This window comes from Pseudomonas sp. PS01300, assembly GCF_029960155.1.
GTDB classification, from domain to species: Bacteria; Pseudomonadota; Gammaproteobacteria; order Pseudomonadales; family Pseudomonadaceae; genus Aquipseudomonas; species Aquipseudomonas palmensis.
Genome location: NZ_JASCPN010000006.1, coordinates 133,750 through 148,418, shown reverse-complemented (window position 1 = coordinate 148,418; position 14,669 = coordinate 133,750). Strand labels below are relative to the sequence as shown.

Here is a 14,669-nt window from a genome sequence, read left to right as displayed (position 1 = left end):
CGACCTAGCCCTGCTTTTTGATGATGGCATCGGCCACGCTCGCCGGCGCCTCGGCATACTTGGTGAACTCCATGGTGTAGCTGGCGCGGCCCTGGGTCATCGAGCGCATCTGCGTCGAATAGCCGAACATCTCGCCCAGCGGCACGTCGGCGCGGATCACCTTGCCGGCCGGGGTGTCCTCGCCTTCCTGGATCAGCCCGCGGCGCCGGCTGAGGTCGCCGAGGATGTCGCCCTGGTACTCCTCGGGGGTCACCACCTCGACCTTCATCACCGGCTCCAGCAGCACCGCGCCGCCTTTCTGCGCCAGTTGCTTGGTGGCCATCGACGCCGCCACCTTGAACGCCATCTCGTTGGAGTCGACGTCGTGGTACGAGCCGTCGAACACCGTGGCCTTCAGGCCGATCAGCGGGTAGCCGGCCAGCACGCCGTTCTTCATCTGCTCCTCGATGCCCTTCTGGATCGCCGGGATGTACTCGCGCGGTATCACGCCGCCGACCACCTCGTTGACGAACTCCAGGCCTTCCTTGCCTTCCTCGGCCGGGGCGAAGCGGATCCAGCAGTGCCCGTACTGGCCGCGCCCGCCAGACTGGCGCACGAACTTGCCTTCGATCTCGCAGGTGTTGCGGATCTTCTCGCGGTAGGCCACCTGCGGCTTGCCCACATTGGCCTCGACGCCGAATTCGCGGCGCATGCGGTCGACGATGATGTCCAGGTGCAACTCGCCCATGCCGGAGATGATCGTCTGCGCGGTTTCTTCATCGGTGCGCACGCGAAATGACGGGTCTTCCTGGGCCAGCTTGCTCAGGGCGATGCCCATCTTCTCCTGGTCGGCCTTGGTCCTGGGTTCCACGGCCACCGAGATCACCGGATCGGGGAAGTCCATGCGTTCGAGGATGATCGGCTGGTTGATGTCGCACAGGGTGTCGCCGGTGGTCACGTCCTTCATGCCGATCAGTGCGGCAATGTCGCCGGCGCACACCGCCTTGATCTCGGCGCGCTGGTTGGCGTGCATCTGCACCATGCGGCCCACGCGCTCCTTCTTGCCCTTGACCGAGTTGAGTACCGCATCGCCCGAGTTCAGTACCCCGGAGTACACCCGGGCGAAGGTCAGGGTGCCTACAAAGGGGTCGGTGGCAATCTTGAAGGCCAGCGCCGAGAACGGCTCGCTGTCGTCGGCATGGCGCTCCAGGTGCCGGTCTTCATGATCCGGGTCGGTGCCGTTGATGGAGGGGATCTCGGACGGGGCGGGCAGGTAGTCGATCACCGCGTCGAGCATCAGCGGCACGCCCTTGTTCTTGAACGACGACCCGCAGATGGCCGGCACGATCTCGTTGTTGAGGGTGCGCTGGCGCAGCCCGGCCTTGATCTGCTCGTTGTCGAGTTCGGTGCCGTTGAGGTACAGCTCCATGAACTCGTCGTTGGCCTCGGCGGCGGCCTCGATCATGTGCGCACGCCACTCGGTGGCCAGCTCCAGCATGTCGGCCGGTATCGCCTCTTCGCGGTAGCTGGTGCCGTTGTCGGCCTCGTTCCAGTAGATGGCCTTCATCTTCACCAGGTCGATCTGGCCGATGAAGTGTTCCTCGGCGCCGATGGCCAGCTGGATCGGCACCGGGTGGTGGCCCAGGCGCTTGTCGATCTGTTTGACCACGCGCAGGAAGTCCGCGCCCTGGCGGTCCATCTTGTTGACGTAGGCCAGGCGCGGCACATGGTACTTGTTGGCCTGGCGCCACACCGTCTCGGACTGCGGCTCGACCCCGTCGGCGCCGCTGAACACCACCACAGCGCCATCGAGCACGCGCAGCGAGCGCTCCACCTCGATGGTGAAGTCGACGTGGCCGGGGGTATCGATGATGTTGAAGCGGAATTTCTCGGGGAACTGCTTGGTCGAGCCCTGCCAGAAGGCGGTGGTGGCGGCGGAGGTGATGGTGATGCCGCGCTCCTGTTCCTGGGCCATCCAGTCCATGGTCGCGGCGCCGTCGTGCACTTCGCCCATCTTGTGGTTGACCCCGGTGTAGAACAGGATGCGTTCGGTGGTGGTGGTCTTGCCCGCGTCGACGTGGGCGACAATGCCGATATTGCGGTACAGCTCGATGGGGGTGGTGCGCGCCATGGTCGTTCACCTGTGCAAAAGGCGGGCAGCCTGTGGCCCGGGTTCTTCCAGTTAAGCAGAAGAATGCACGGCTGCTGCTACCGGTCGGCGCGTGTGTTCAGACCTCCACGGTGTAGTTCAGGCCCAGCTCGTCGCCGGGCAGGCCGCGTATGCCCCAGTTTTCGCGGGGGGTCTCGAACAGGGTGATCTCGATGTCCTGGGCGCCGATGCCGGTGTGCTCGCCGATGCGCTGGAACAGTTGGCGGATGAGGTCTTTCTTTGCGGCGCTGGAGCGGCCTTCGAACAGGCTGATCTCGATGATCAGGTAGTGTTCGCTGCGGTCGTCGGGGTAGAGGAAGTCGGCGGGGTCCAGGGCCAGGTAGCGCTGGAAGCGTTTTTCCGGCGGGTACTGCAGGGCGCTCATCACCGCGCCATGGATGGCTTCGGCAAGGGCAGGGCGGTGCTGGTCGAGGGTGGTGCGCAATCCATAGATCTTGATCTGGGCCATGCTGACGTTCCGTGTGGGGCGGGGGAGGTGCATCGTGGCCGATGGCCCTGGCGCCGGCAAGGCCCCCGCTATCATCAGGCCCCCGCCGCCAACCCTTCCAGCACCGCCATCGCCCGCTGCGCATCGGCCTGCGCGACAAAGATATGGTCATGGTAGAACGCGGCCACCACGTTGCAGCTGATGCCGGCCTGGCCCAGCGCCGTGGCGAACGCCGCGGTCAGGCCCACCGCCTCCAGCGACGAATGCACCGTCAGGGTGATCCACGCGGCCTCGTAGCTGAAAGGCAGTTTCAGCGCCTCGGCCCGCCCACGCGACACGATCACCGTCAGCCCCTCCTGCTCGCGAAAGCTGCCGATCACCTCGTCAGGCTGCAGCCCCGACCAGTCGGCCAGCGTGCAGAACACGTAGCTGCCTTCATTCAACTGCGGCCGCATGCTGCGCAACAGCGCGGCCAGACTTGTTTCACCCGACATGATCGTGCCCCTGCAAAAGAAATCGGCCGCCAGTCTGGCAGCCGATTGTTGATCAGCAAAATCAATTCTGCTGGGCCTGCATAAGTGCAGCTTCTGGCGTTCAGGCCTGCGTCCAGCGCCCATCCGCCGCATCCGAGCGCACGCAGGCATCAATGAAGCGCATGCCGCGTACCCCATCCTCGGCCGTCGGGCACAGCAGCGACTGCGCGCTCGGCGCACGGTGCTCGCGGCGCGCCATGATCCGCTCGGCCGCCTCGCTGTAGATGTTGGCGAACGCCTCCAGCAGCCCCTCCGGCTGGCCCGCCTTGATTCGCGTCGACAACCTGGCCGACTCGCTCAGCCAGGCCTCGCCACGGCGCAGGATCTGGTGCGGCTGGTCCTGATGACGCAGCTCCAGCCGGTCGGGTTCCTCTTGATGCCAGTACAGCGATCCGGTGGAGCCGAACACGCGCAACTGCAGGCCATGCCGGTGCCCGGCCGCCACGAAGCTGGCCCACAGCATGCCGCGCGCGCCATTCTGCAGGCGCAGCTTCACGTGTGCGTTGTCGTCCGACTGGCGCCCCGGCACCAGGGTGCTCAGCTCGGCCGACACTTCGCTGACCTCCTGCCCGGTGACAAAGCGCAGCAACTGGTGGGCATGCACGCCCACATCCGCCAGCACCGATGAGGCCCCGGCCTGGGCCGGGTCGGTGCGCCAGGCCAGCGCCTTGACCCCTTGCTGCTCCAGCGGGTGGGTGCCGAAGGCGCTGGCGTGTTCCACCTGCACCAGGCGCACCTCGCCGATGGCGCCGCGCGCGATCAGCTCGCGGGCTTCGCGCACCAATGGGTAGCCACTGTAGTTGTGGGTCAGCAGGTGCAGCGCCGGGCCCTTGCGTGCGCGTTCAAGCAGTTGCTGCGCCTCGGCCAGGCTCGAGGCCAGCGGCTTGTCGCAGATCACGTCGATGCCCTGGTCGAGAAACGCCAGGCTGGCCGGCACGTGCACCGCGTTGGGCGCCATGATCGCCACCGCCTGCACGCCATCGGCGCGCGCGGCTTCGGCCACGGCCATGCGCTGGAAGTCCGGGTACACCCGCTCCGGCGCTACGCCGTAGGCCTGGGCAGCGGCGCGGTTGCGTGCCGGGTCGCGGGCGAAGACCCCGGCCACCAGTTCGAAGTGCCCGTCCAGTTGCGCGGCGTAGCGGTGGGTGGCGCCGATCGACGACTCCAGGCCGCCACCGACAAAGCCCAGGCGCAGGCGCTGGCTGGGGTTGGCTACGGTTTTCATTGCGCGGCTCCTTGCGCGTTGCGCTGCAGGTGGGCGAAGTGGTTGATAGCCAGCACGTAGCCATGGGTGCCGAACCCGGCCAGTACCGCCTGGGCCACCAGCGACACATAGGAGTGGTGGCGGAAGGCTTCACGCTTGTGCACGTTGGAAATGTGCACCTCGATCACCGGCACCTCGGCGGCGATCAGCGCGTCGTGGATCGCCACCGAGGTATGGGTCCAGGCACCGGGGTTGATCACGATGCCGGCCACGCGGCCACGGGCCTGGTGAATCCAGTCGATCATCTGGCCCTCGTGGTTGGTCTGGTGGAACTCGATGTCCAGGTCCAGGTGTTGGCCGGCGCTGTGGCACAGCGCCTGCACATCGGCCAGGGTTTCGCGGCCGTACACCTCGGGCTGGCGCAGGCCGAGCATGTTCAGGTTGGGGCCATTGAGCACGAGCAGGGTCTTCATTGGGCGGTTTCCGTAGCAGGGGTGGTGCGCAGGGCCTTGGCCCGCAGCGCGTCATACACGGGTTTGTCGAGGGCCACGGCGTCCGGCTTGCCGAGCTGGTCGAGGGGCGTGCGGTAGGTTTCCGGAGCGCTCCAGGCAGCCACGGCCGAAATGGCGGTGACCGCGCAGGTGATGGCGCCGATCAGCAGCGGCACGTTGTTCGAGCCGGGCGGGGCCACGGCGGTGAACAGCGCCGGAAGCAGGGCGGTGATCATGTAGCCGACGTTCTGCGCGATGGCCATGGCCGACACGCGGTAGTGGGTCTGGAACTGTTCGGGGAAGAAGCTGGGGAAGATCGCGTTGTAGCCCTGGTAGACCATGCCCCACATCAGCAGCGAGGCGCCGAACGCCAGCGGCAGGTTGTGCAGGCTGATGGCATACAGGTAGACGAACGACATCAGCCCGCAGCCCAGTGCGCTGCCGATGATCAGCGGGCGCCGGCCGATGCGGTCGGAGAGGTTGCCCACGAACGGGATCACCAGCACCGCGACGATGTTGCCCACCACCGGAATCCACAGGTACACGCTCTTGTCGAAGCCCACGCCATAGGCCGGCTGCACCGCGTAGGCGGCGCCGAAGATGGTGGTCACCACCGGGATCACGTTCATCAGCGACACGCCGAACACCACCAGCATGCCGCGCCAGCTGTAGGTGAAGGCATCGCGGATCGGCGAACGCGCGGTCTGCTTGGCGGCCACCTTGAAGGCCTCGGGCTCCTTGACCTCGCGGCGAATGATGTAGGCGGCGATCAGCACCGCGGCGCTGAGCAGGAACGGGATGCGCCAGCCCCAGCTGTTGAAGGCGTCGCTGGGCATGAAGTACGCCAGCGGCAGGAACACCGCCGCTGCCATCACCTGGCCGGCCTGTACGCCCTGCAGGGTGAAGCTGGCAAAGAAGCCGCGGCGCCCGGGCGGTGCGTGTTCGAGAATCATCGAGCTGGCCCCGGCGATCTCGCCGGCCACCGCAAAGCCCTGCACCAGGCGCAGCACCACCAGCAGCGCCGGCGCCCAGTAGCCGATCTGCTCGAAGGTCGGCAGCAGGCCCACGGCCATGGTCGCGATGCCCATCAGAAACATGCACAGCAGCAACACGTTCTTGCGCCCGCGGGTGTCGCCCCAGTGGCCGAGCACGAAGGCCCCGACCGGGCGCGCCAGGTAGCCCACGCCATAGGTGGCCAGGGAGGCGAAGATGGCCAGCTTGGGGTCGGTGCTGGGGAAGAAGATCTGCGGGAAGATCAGCGCCGCGGCCTGGGCATAGATGAAGAAGTCGTAGTACTCCAGCGCAGAGCCGACCCAACCGCTGGCGGTGGCTTTGCGGGTTTGGCGCGCACTGTGCGCGGCGTCATGTGTGGCCATCGCAATTCTCCGTTTGTTGTTTTTATTGGGGGCACGCAGGCGTCCCGGCGCAGGGCCGGGGCACCGATGTTCAGAGGCTGTCGATCATTACCGTGTGGCCGCAGCGGGCGGCTTGGCCAATGGCGTCGATGACCTGCAGGTTGCGCAGGCCGTCGCGCACGCTCACCAGCGGCCGGGCCTGGCCACGGATCACCTGGCAGAAGTGCGCCAGCTGGCGGGCCAGCGGGTCGGCCTCGTCGAGGCTGGCGGTGGCGCACTGGAACGGCCGCCACCACGAGCGCTGCTCGTCGCGGGCGTAGTACTTGAGGCGCATGGTCGGTATCGACAGCGAGCCCTGGGTGCCGGCCAGTACGTAGCAGTCCTCGTCGGCGTAGCTGGGGTAGTCGAGGTTCTCGCGGGCGGTCTGCTCCCAGCTGCGCGCGCAGGCGGCGGTGTCGGAGAGCATGAAGGTGCCCAGCGCGCCGCTGGCAAAGCGCAGGCTGATGGCGATGCTGTCTTCCACGGCAAAGCCGCGGGTGGCGTTGGACGCCTGGGCCTGCACCGCGACGATCTCGCCGCACAGCGAACGCAGGTTGCCGATCTCGTGGATCAGGTTGATCAGCACCGGGCCGCCGCCGGCCTCGCGGCGCCAGGGGGCGGCGTCGAAGTAGTCGTCGGGCTTGTAGAACAGCGCGCTGCCCATCACCGCCACCAGGTTGCCCAGTACCCCTTCGGCAATCACTTCGCGGGCCTTGTGCAGGATCGCACTGTGGGCGCGGTGGTGGCCCACCAGCAGGCGTGCGTCACGCTGCTCGGCGATGGCCAGCAGGCGCTTGCCGTCTTCCAGGGTATGCGCCACCGGCTTTTCGATCAGTGCCGGTATGCCGTGCTCCACGCAGGCCAGTGCGCCGTCGACATGCAGGTGGTTGGGCGTGGCCAGGATCACCCCGTCCGGGCGCTGCGTGCCGAACAGTTCGGCCAGCCCCGGGTACAACGGTACGCCGCAGGCGTTGGCCAGTTCGGCGGCGGCGGGCGAGGGGTCGACGATGGCGGCCAGCTGGCACTCGGCGCTGGCCTGGATCAGTTCGATATGGCGGCGGCCGATCAGGCCGGCCCCGGCCACGGCAAGGCGTAATGCAGTCATGGTTCTCACTTTCTTGTTCTGGGTCGAAGCGCGTTTGTGAGAGGCTAATAAAAAAGCGCCAGGAGATAATCGGGCCAGATGAAGAATCAGAATGCGCTGATAGCGAATAATGAGCCGTTGCTGCGTGACCTTCAGTTGTTCTGCGAGGTGGCGCGGCGCTCCAGCTTCATCGCGGCAGCCACCGAGACCGGCCTGTCGCCGGCGCATGTGAGCAAGCGCATCGCCACCCTGGAGACGATGCTCGGGGTCAAGCTGTTCAACCGCACCACGCGGCGGGTCAACATCACCAGCGATGGCGAGGCGACGTTCGTGTGGGCGCAGAAGATCCTCGAGGACGTGGGCGCGATGTTCGATGCGTTGTCCGGCGGGCAGCGCGAGCCGCAAGGCACCTTGCGCGTGTGCACCAGCCTGCGCCTGGGGCGCGAGCACGTGGCGCCGATCCTGTCGCTGCTGCGGCGCCAGTACCCGGCGCTGGAGGTGTGGGTGGAGCTGCTGGACCGGCGCGTGGACCTGATTGCCGACAACTTCGATATCGATGTGCGGGTGGGCGAGGTGCAGGAAAAACACCTGATCGCGCACCGCATCGCCAGCAGCTCGCGGGTGCTGGCGGCCGCCCCGGACTACCTGGCGCGGCGCGGCCAGCCGCGGGTGCCGGCCGACCTGGCGCAGCATGACTGCCTGCTGTTTCGCAGCCGCGACGACCGTTTCGGGGTATGGCGCCTGGTGGGGCCCAATGGCGCCGAGACGGTGAAGGTGACCGGGCCGATGGCCTCCAACCACAGCGATATCGTGCGCCAGTGGGCCCATGACGGGCACGGCATCATCATGGCATCGCGCTGGGACGTGGCGGCCAGCCTGACCAGCGGGGCGCTGGTGCAGGTGCTGCCGGGGTATCACCAGCCAGCGGACATCTGGGCGGTGACGGCGGTGCGCTCGTCAAGTTCGGCCAAGGTGCGCAGTTGCGTGGCGTTTCTGCGTGAGCAACTGGCGCAGGGGCCCTATGCGCTGGCTGGGGGAAGGGCGGGGCAATAGTGGGGCGGCCTTCGCCAGCAAGGCTGGCGCCTGCACCCTGCGGGCGAAGGCCGGGGTCTCAGAACCAGCGGTCGCTGCGCTTGCGCCCGCGGCTGAGCATCGGCAGGATCAGCCCCGCCAGCAAGCCGGCCCCGGCAATGCCGCCGCCGTACACCATGTAGCGCATCAGCACCTGCTTGTTCTCGTCGCCCAGCTGCGCCTGGGTAGCGCGCAGTTGCGATTGCGCATCGCCCAGCTCGGCATTGAGCGCGGTGCTGCGCGCCTCCAGTTCGTCGATCAGGGCCTTGCGTGAATCCAGTGTCTCCTGCATGCCCTGCACGCGGGTCTTCCAGCTGTCGTCGATGGTCTTGAGCTGCTCGCTCAACTGGGTCACCTGTTCGCTCAGTTGCGGCACGCGCTCGGCCTGGCCGGGCACCGTCTGCAGGTCGCTGCTGTTGATCCACACGGTATCGCCCGACTCGCCACGTACCTGGCTGTAGTTGCCCTGGCTGGTCAGCAGGGTGACCTTCTGGCCGGATTTGAGGTTGCCGACGATCCGGTGCCCGTCGGTAGGGCCGCTGCGCACGTAGGTGCTGAGGCTGTCGCTGACCCAGCGTTCATTGCCGCTGCCTTCTTCGGCGTGGGCCGGGCCACACAGGATGGCCAGGCTGCCGAGCAAGCCGGGGATAAGAGAGCGCCGTGCGCGAAGCTGAAAAGATGGGGGCATGGTGATCTTCTTGAAAACGGAAAAAATGAAACCCACAGACCATTTTTTGCCCGTCAGGTTCACTGCGCACTGACGAAGGGCAGGCACGAATCGTGGCAATGCCGGAGAAGTTTCCTACCTGACAGCAGGATGCCCCCTGATAGGGGCGGGGCATGACCGGGAATAGTCTTACGCGGCTTGAACAACGGTCTGTCTTTCTCATGTTATGGAGTCTTTCAATGGTTGCTAAACGCACCACGAATTACCTGGCCGCCAGCAGCCTGCTGATGGTGCTGGCCGGTTGTGCCGGCGTGCCCGTGCCCACCGAGCAGGTCGAACTGACCCGCAACGCGGTCAGCCGCGCCGTGACCGCCGACGCCACCCAGTACGCGCCAGCCGAAATGAAGGCCGCCCAGGACAAGCTGTACGCCGTCGAACGCGCCCTGGGCGAACGGAACGTTGTCGCGGCCCGCACCCTGGCCGAGCAGGCCGAGGCCGATGCCAACCTGGCCGAGCGCAAGGCGCGTGCCGCCAAGGCCCAGCAGCAACTGCGCAGCGCGCAGCAGGGCATTGAAGTGCTGAAGCAGGAAATGCTCCAGTCGCCCGACGCCATCACCCCCACGATCACGCCGTAAGGATGCCCGTCATGTCCGTCAAATACCTGTTGCCTGCCGTTTCCGTGATGGGCCTGTTGCTCGCCGGTTGCAGCACTACCGCCGAAAACCCTGGCCTGCTGCAAGCCCGCGAGCACTTCAGCGTGCTGCAGAGCAAGCCGGAGTCCAGCCGCCTGGCGGCACTGGAAACCAAGGATGCGTTCAATGCCCTGGGCAAGGCCGAGCTGGCTTCGATCAAGGACCGCAAGGCCCCGCAGATCGAGCAACTGGCCTACCTGGCCAACCAGAAGATCGCCGTCGCCGAGCAGACCATTGCCCTGCGCCAGGCCGAAGCCGGCCTGCAGGGCATCGAGGCGCAGCGCACCCAGGCCCGCCTGGACGTGCGTACCGCGCAGCTCAAGGCCCTGCAGCAGCTCAAGGCCAAGCAGACCGAGCGTGGCACCGTGGTGACCTTCGGCGATGTACTGTTCGACACCGGGCGTGCCGAGCTCAAGGCTGGCAGCCAGCGCAACATCGACCAGCTGGCCGAGTACCTGCGTGCCAACCCGGAGCGCAAGGTGCGGGTCGAGGGCTTCACCGACTCGACCGGCAGCGACAGCCTCAACCAGCAGTTGTCAGAGCGTCGCGCAGCGGCTGTGACCAACGCCCTGCGCCGCAACGGGGTGGATGCCGGGCGCATCATCAGTGCCGGCTATGGCAAGGAGTACCCGGTGGCCTCCAACGCCGACGCGCAGTCGCGTCAGCTCAACCGCCGCGTCGAAGTGATCATCTCCCACGGCAATGCTGCCGTCGGCCAGCGCTGAGGCCTACAGCAGCCGGGTCAGCAGCCAGTACAGCCCGCCCGACAGCATGATCGCTGCGGGCAGGGTCAGTACCCAGGCCATCGCCAGGTTGGCGATGGTGCGCAATTGCAGGCCCGAACCGTTGGCCACCATGGTGCCGGCCACCCCGGACGACAGCACGTGGGTGGTCGACACCGGCAGCCCGTACATGTCCGCCGCACCGATGGTGCACATCGCCACCAGCTCCGCCGAAGCCCCCTGGGCGTAGGTGAGGTGGGTCTTGCCGATCTTTTCGCCCACCGTGACCACGATGCGCCGCCAGCCGACCATCGTGCCCAGCCCCAGGGCAATCGCCACCGCCACCTTGACCCACAACGGAATGAACCGGGTGGCGTCGTCGATGCGGCTCTTGAACAACTGCACCTGCGCGGTGGCGGCCGCGTCGAGCCCGCCGTGCTGGTGCTTTTGCATCAGGCGGATGGCTTCGCTGGTCAGGTACATGTCGTTGCGCACGTTGGCCATGGCCTCGGCCGGTACGTGGGTCAGCGAGCCGTAGCCTGCGACTTCCTCGCCGATCAGGCCGGCCAGTGCCGCCAGGGCCGGTACCAGCTCGGGGCTCGGTTGCCGCTCGCGCAGGTACAGGGTGAGGGTGGCGCGCGGGTCGCCGACATGGGGCTGCGCCGACTGGCCGAGCAACTGCTGCTGGGTGGCCTGGGCCACGGCGGCAAACTGCAGCGACTGGTCGGCCGGCATGGTGCGGTTAAGCGCGTAGGCCATCGGCAGGGTACCCACCAGAATCAGCATGATCAGGCCCATGCCCTTCTGCCCGTCGTTGGAGCCGTGGGCGAACGACACCCCGGTGCAGGTGGCGATCAGCAGGCCGCGAATCCACCAGGGCGGCGGGGCGTCGCCGACCGGCGCCTGGTACAGCTCGCGGCGCTTGACCAGCATGCGCAGGCCCACCAGCAGCAGCGCCGCGCAGGCAAAGCCCACCAGGGGCGAGAACAGCAGCGCGTAGCCCACCTTGCTGGCCTGGGTCCAGTCCACGCCGCTGGTGCCGTCGCGCCCGTTCATCAGCGCATTGGCCACGCCCACGCCGATGATCGAGCCGATCAGGGTGTGCGAGGAGGAGGCCGGCAGCCCCAGCCACCAGGTGCCCAGGTTCCAGATGATCGCGGCCAGCAGCAGGGCAAAGACCATGGCAAAGCCGGTGGCCGAACCCACCTGCAGGATCAGCTCCACCGGCAGCAGGGCAATGATGCCGAAGGCCACCGCGCCGCTGGACAGCAGCACCCCGATGAAATTCCAGCACCCCGACCACACCACGGCGAACTGCGCCGGCAGCGAGTTGGTGTAGATCACGGTGGCCACGGCGTTGGCGGTGTCGTGGAAACCGTTGACGAATTCGAAACCCAGGGCAATCAGCAGTGCCAGGCCCAGCAGCAGGAAGGGCGTCCAGGTGGTGACCACGGTACCGGCGGCATCGATGTCGCGGAACAGGCTCCAGGCGGTGTACACCAGGCCCCCCAGCAACAGGCAGACGAACAGGGTGACGGAGGCGCGGTCGGGGCGGGTGGCCAGTTGTGCAAGGGAGGGGCGGCCACCCGCGGAGTCAAGGGTGGTGCTGATCGGGGTTGTCATTAGACGGGTCCGGTAGGGTGGAAGTCGTGCCTGGCGCATCAAGGATAAAAACCCTGAGTGATGGCATAGTGACTTCGATCAACAAAAACGCGGGTTGCCCAGCTACGCTTATACCCAGGCAGTGGGAGGAACGTGCCGATGATTCAGTGCAAACGGGCCTATGAGGCGCCTGCGCCGCAGGATGGCGAGCGGGTGCTGGTGGATCGGATGTGGCCGCGCAACCGGCGCAAGGATCAGTTGCACCTGAGTGCCTGGCTACCGGAGGTGGCGCCGTCGTCGGCCTTGCGCCAGGCCTTTCACCGCGGTGAGGTGGACTACGACGGGTTCTGCCAGCGGTATCGCCAGGAGCTGGCCGACCGGCCGCAGCATTGGTGGGGGCTGCTGGACAAGGCCCGTGGCGGCACCCTGACCCTGGTGTATGCGTTCAAGGATGAACAGCACAACAATGCGCGGGTGCTGGCCCAGTGGCTGGAGGATGAGCTGGATCGCCAGGGGCCCGGGAGTTCGCCGGTTTGCTATGCCGATGAGCTGGGGCCTAAAGTGTGACTCTCTGAATCTGCGTTACGGCCATCGCGGGTCAAGCCCGCTCCCACAAGGCCCCCGCCTTACCTGTGGCAGCGGGCTTGACCTGCGATGGCCGCGCCGAAAATCCCCTGACGGGCACCCAAATGACCCCAACCCTGACCCCCGCCACCGACCTGCACCGAACCTTCGCCCGCGACCTCACGCGCCGCGCCATGCTGGCGTACTACCGCGAATTCGACCTGCTCTGGCTGGAGGAAGCCTTCGACCAGGCCTGGGGCTGGCGCGAGCAATGGCTGATTGTCGACGCCGAACAGCCCCTGGGCTTCTGCAGCCTCAGCCAGGACAGCCGTGCGCTGTACATCCGCGAACTGCACCTGGTCGAGGCCGCCCGCGGCAAGGGCATCGGCGGCTGGGTGCTGGAGCAACTGGCCGAATGGGCCGGCAGGCGCCATCTGCCGCTGCTGCGCCTGACCGTGTTCAAGAGCAATCCGGCCCAGGCCCTGTACCTGCGCCACGGCTTCGTCGCGCAGGGTGAGGACGAATGCTTCGTGCGCATGCAGCGGGTTATCGGCTAGCACTCTGCACGCAGGTCAGCCCCGGCTGCGGGTTACCGGCGGCCACCCGGCGTACCTGCACCACGCAGCCCTGGCGCACGGTGGCGTCGAGCAACGGGCCCTGCACCGGCAGCAGGTCGCCGATCAGCAGGTTCTGCAGCAATGGCTTGCCCTCGAAACGGTTGCTGCCCAGCAGCACCTGTTCCATGCCTTCCACCCGAACCACCGCCTTGCCCACCCGGCCCAGGGTGTTGCCGCCCAGAATCAGCGGCCCGGCCAGCGGCTGGGTGTTGCGCAGGCTGATGGCGTACTCGGGGGTGTTGCCGATGTGGTTTTCCAGCATGACCGCGCCAGCCACGTCGCTGGCGTCCACCGCGCTGCCCTGGCTGTTGCCGATGAAGTTGCCTTCGATCAGCACCGGCATCTCGCCCTTGAGGTTGCGCAGCAGCACGCCGTTGCCGCGGCTGGCGCCGATGCGGTTGCCGCTCAGCAGCAGGGCGCCTTGCTGGTCGCTGACCTCGATGGCGGCCTTGTGCGTGCCCAGGATCAGGTTGTCGTCGAGCCAGGCGCGGGTCTGCCCGCGCAGGCGGATGCCGCTGTTGTTGTCGACCCCGCGAATCTGGTTGTGCGCCATGCGCATCTGGCTGTCGCGCACGTCCACGCCATACTGCTGGGCACTTTCGAAGCGGCTGCCCTCGATCACCCCACGGCTGTGCTGCAGCTCCACCGCCGACAGCTCGCTGAACTGGCTGTCGCGTATCAGCACGCTGGCCGGCCGGGTGGCCGGCGATTGCTGGCTGCTCAGGGCAGTGGTCAGGCCCCGCGACAGGTTGGCGTTGTAGCCCAGGCGGTTGAGGGTGGCGCCGATCAGCTGGGTATGGCTGCCGGCCCAGGCCACCACGAACGGACGCCAGGCGCGCTCGGTGTTGCCGGCCTTGTCGCCGGCCACGCTTTCCAGGCGCGACTGGTTCAGGCCCAGCCAGCCCTGGTTGATCAGGGCCGTGCCCGAATAGCTGTAGAGGTACAGGCTGGTGCCCTCCAGCACCAGCCCGCCATCGGCGGCGATCATCAGCGGGTAGCTGAGCAGGTAGCCGTCCTTGTAGCGCTTGAGTACCTGCGGGTTGTTCAGGGTGTCGGCCAACTGCGCCAGGGTGATGCTGCCACCCTGGATCAGCACCGCCTGCGGGTGGTGCGCCTGGTAGCCGGCCACGGCGCGGAACAGGCCGTTGTTGACGAACGGCTCGAACGGCCAGCTGCCGCCCTGGGCCGAGAACATCGGTTGCAGGCTGACAGTGGCACGCCCGCCGGGGCGCGGGCGTTCCTGCAGGGTGAAGCTCACTGCTTCGCGGGTGCTGGCCTGCACCTGTTGCACCTGCGCCTGGTAGTCGTTGGGGCTGACCACGCGCAGTGCCTGCTGCATCGGCAGGCCCTGGGTGGCGGCGTGGGCCACGCCGGCGAGGCCGGCCAGCAGCAGGCCGGCCAGTCGGGTAAAGCGGAAAATGCGGGCAGGCTGGGCCATGGCGATTCGTCCTT

Annotated in this window: 15 protein-coding genes; 5 read left to right on the top strand and 10 right to left on the bottom strand. The window is 67.1% G+C overall.

Annotated elements, in window-relative coordinates:
• Nucleotides 1-4 precede the first annotated feature (4 nt).
• From fusA to QMX96_RS05890, 7 genes are all read right to left on the bottom strand, one after another.
• Complete coding sequence (gene fusA, locus QMX96_RS05920; protein ID WP_078481078.1) at nt 5-2,110, bottom strand: elongation factor G; 2,106 nt, start codon at nt 2,108-2,110, stop codon at nt 5-7.
• 97 nt (nt 2,111-2,207) lie between these two features.
• The gene (locus QMX96_RS05915) at nt 2,208-2,597 is read right to left on the bottom strand and encodes a tautomerase family protein (RefSeq protein ID WP_058540411.1); all 390 of its coding nucleotides are present in this window, start codon (nt 2,595-2,597) and stop codon (nt 2,208-2,210) included.
• Nucleotides 2,598-2,671: 74 nt separating this feature from the next.
• Nucleotides 2,672-3,070, bottom strand: a complete 399-nt coding sequence (locus tag QMX96_RS05910) for an ACT domain-containing protein (RefSeq protein WP_054916498.1) — start codon at nt 3,068-3,070, stop codon at nt 2,672-2,674.
• A gap of 100 nt (nt 3,071-3,170) precedes the next feature.
• Nucleotides 3,171-4,334 carry a Gfo/Idh/MocA family oxidoreductase gene (locus QMX96_RS05905; RefSeq protein WP_116053550.1) on the bottom strand — a complete coding sequence of 388 codons (1,164 nt, stop codon included), beginning with the start codon at nt 4,332-4,334 and terminating at the stop codon, nt 3,171-3,173.
• The gene (aroQ, locus tag QMX96_RS05900; protein WP_282361353.1) at nt 4,331-4,786 is read right to left on the bottom strand and encodes a type II 3-dehydroquinate dehydratase; all 456 of its coding nucleotides are present in this window, start codon (nt 4,784-4,786) and stop codon (nt 4,331-4,333) included. Before aroQ ends, QMX96_RS05905 begins: the two co-directional genes overlap by 4 nt.
• Complete coding sequence (locus QMX96_RS05895) at nt 4,783-6,180, bottom strand: MFS transporter (protein WP_043861096.1); 1,398 nt, start codon at nt 6,178-6,180, stop codon at nt 4,783-4,785. Before QMX96_RS05895 ends, aroQ begins: the two co-directional genes overlap by 4 nt.
• A 70-nt stretch (nt 6,181-6,250) precedes the next feature.
• On the bottom strand, nt 6,251-7,303 hold the full coding sequence (locus QMX96_RS05890; protein ID WP_282361352.1) for a Gfo/Idh/MocA family oxidoreductase: 1,053 nt from the start codon (nt 7,301-7,303) through the stop codon (nt 6,251-6,253).
• 78 nt (nt 7,304-7,381) lie between these two features.
• Here QMX96_RS05890 and QMX96_RS05885 point away from each other — a divergent pair, with 78 nt between their 5' ends.
• A complete protein-coding gene (locus QMX96_RS05885; RefSeq protein WP_043861094.1) occupies nt 7,382-8,335 on the top strand; it encodes a LysR family transcriptional regulator in 954 nt (317 codons plus the stop codon).
• 58 nt (nt 8,336-8,393) lie between these two features.
• Here QMX96_RS05885 and QMX96_RS05880 read toward each other — a convergent pair whose 3' ends face one another.
• Nucleotides 8,394-9,041 carry a TIGR04211 family SH3 domain-containing protein gene (locus QMX96_RS05880; RefSeq protein WP_282361351.1) on the bottom strand — a complete coding sequence of 216 codons (648 nt, stop codon included), beginning with the start codon at nt 9,039-9,041 and terminating at the stop codon, nt 8,394-8,396.
• A gap of 218 nt (nt 9,042-9,259) precedes the next feature.
• Here QMX96_RS05880 and QMX96_RS05875 point away from each other — a divergent pair, with 218 nt between their 5' ends.
• The gene (locus tag QMX96_RS05875; RefSeq protein WP_282361350.1) at nt 9,260-9,655 is read left to right on the top strand and encodes a DUF4398 domain-containing protein; all 396 of its coding nucleotides are present in this window, start codon (nt 9,260-9,262) and stop codon (nt 9,653-9,655) included.
• A gap of 11 nt (nt 9,656-9,666) precedes the next feature.
• On the top strand, nt 9,667-10,437 hold the full coding sequence (locus tag QMX96_RS05870; protein WP_043861092.1) for an OmpA family protein: 771 nt from the start codon (nt 9,667-9,669) through the stop codon (nt 10,435-10,437).
• 3 nt (nt 10,438-10,440) lie between these two features.
• Here the strand turns inward: QMX96_RS05870 and QMX96_RS05865 are convergent, their stop codons facing one another.
• Nucleotides 10,441-12,057 carry an inorganic phosphate transporter gene (locus tag QMX96_RS05865; protein WP_282361349.1) on the bottom strand — a complete coding sequence of 539 codons (1,617 nt, stop codon included), beginning with the start codon at nt 12,055-12,057 and terminating at the stop codon, nt 10,441-10,443.
• Nucleotides 12,058-12,195: 138 nt separating this feature from the next.
• Between QMX96_RS05865 and QMX96_RS05860 the strand changes: the two genes are divergently transcribed.
• Nucleotides 12,196-12,603 (top strand): DUF488 family protein, encoded by a 408-nt coding sequence (locus tag QMX96_RS05860; protein WP_054916493.1) that lies wholly within the window; start codon nt 12,196-12,198, stop codon nt 12,601-12,603.
• A 122-nt stretch (nt 12,604-12,725) separates the two neighbouring features.
• A complete protein-coding gene (locus tag QMX96_RS05855; RefSeq protein ID WP_043860275.1) occupies nt 12,726-13,157 on the top strand; it encodes a GNAT family N-acetyltransferase in 432 nt (143 codons plus the stop codon).
• Here QMX96_RS05855 and QMX96_RS05850 read toward each other — a convergent pair.
• Nucleotides 13,147-14,655, bottom strand: coding sequence for a right-handed parallel beta-helix repeat-containing protein (locus QMX96_RS05850; RefSeq protein ID WP_282361348.1), 1,509 nt, complete (start codon nt 14,653-14,655; stop codon nt 13,147-13,149). The two genes, QMX96_RS05855 and QMX96_RS05850, sit on opposite strands and share 11 nt — an antisense overlap.
• Nucleotides 14,656-14,669: the final 14 nt, after the last annotated feature.

Excerpts from the sequence above, each read along its gene's own strand:
- QMX96_RS05895 (WP_043861096.1), bottom strand. The coding sequence starts at position 6,180 with ATGGCCACACATGACGCCGCGCACAGTGCGCGCCAAACCCGCAAAGCC.
- QMX96_RS05880 (WP_282361351.1), bottom strand. The coding sequence starts at position 9,041 with ATGCCCCCATCTTTTCAGCTTCGCGCACGGCGCTCTCTTATCCCCGGC.
- QMX96_RS05915 (WP_058540411.1), bottom strand. The coding sequence starts at position 2,597 with ATGGCCCAGATCAAGATCTATGGATTGCGCACCACCCTCGACCAGCAC.
- fusA (WP_078481078.1), bottom strand. The coding sequence starts at position 2,110 with ATGGCGCGCACCACCCCCATCGAGCTGTACCGCAATATCGGCATTGTC.
- QMX96_RS05905 (WP_116053550.1), bottom strand. The coding sequence starts at position 4,334 with ATGAAAACCGTAGCCAACCCCAGCCAGCGCCTGCGCCTGGGCTTTGTC.
- QMX96_RS05910 (WP_054916498.1), bottom strand. The coding sequence starts at position 3,070 with ATGTCGGGTGAAACAAGTCTGGCCGCGCTGTTGCGCAGCATGCGGCCG.
- QMX96_RS05860 (WP_054916493.1), top strand. The coding sequence starts at position 12,196 with ATGATTCAGTGCAAACGGGCCTATGAGGCGCCTGCGCCGCAGGATGGC.
- QMX96_RS05865 (WP_282361349.1), bottom strand. The coding sequence starts at position 12,057 with ATGACAACCCCGATCAGCACCACCCTTGACTCCGCGGGTGGCCGCCCC.
- aroQ (WP_282361353.1), bottom strand. The coding sequence starts at position 4,786 with ATGAAGACCCTGCTCGTGCTCAATGGCCCCAACCTGAACATGCTCGGC.
- QMX96_RS05850 (WP_282361348.1), bottom strand. The coding sequence starts at position 14,655 with ATGGCCCAGCCTGCCCGCATTTTCCGCTTTACCCGACTGGCCGGCCTG.
- QMX96_RS05885 (WP_043861094.1), top strand. The coding sequence starts at position 7,382 with ATGAAGAATCAGAATGCGCTGATAGCGAATAATGAGCCGTTGCTGCGT.
- QMX96_RS05875 (WP_282361350.1), top strand. The coding sequence starts at position 9,260 with ATGGTTGCTAAACGCACCACGAATTACCTGGCCGCCAGCAGCCTGCTG.
- QMX96_RS05855 (WP_043860275.1), top strand. The coding sequence starts at position 12,726 with ATGACCCCAACCCTGACCCCCGCCACCGACCTGCACCGAACCTTCGCC.
- QMX96_RS05870 (WP_043861092.1), top strand. The coding sequence starts at position 9,667 with ATGTCCGTCAAATACCTGTTGCCTGCCGTTTCCGTGATGGGCCTGTTG.
- QMX96_RS05890 (WP_282361352.1), bottom strand. The coding sequence starts at position 7,303 with ATGACTGCATTACGCCTTGCCGTGGCCGGGGCCGGCCTGATCGGCCGC.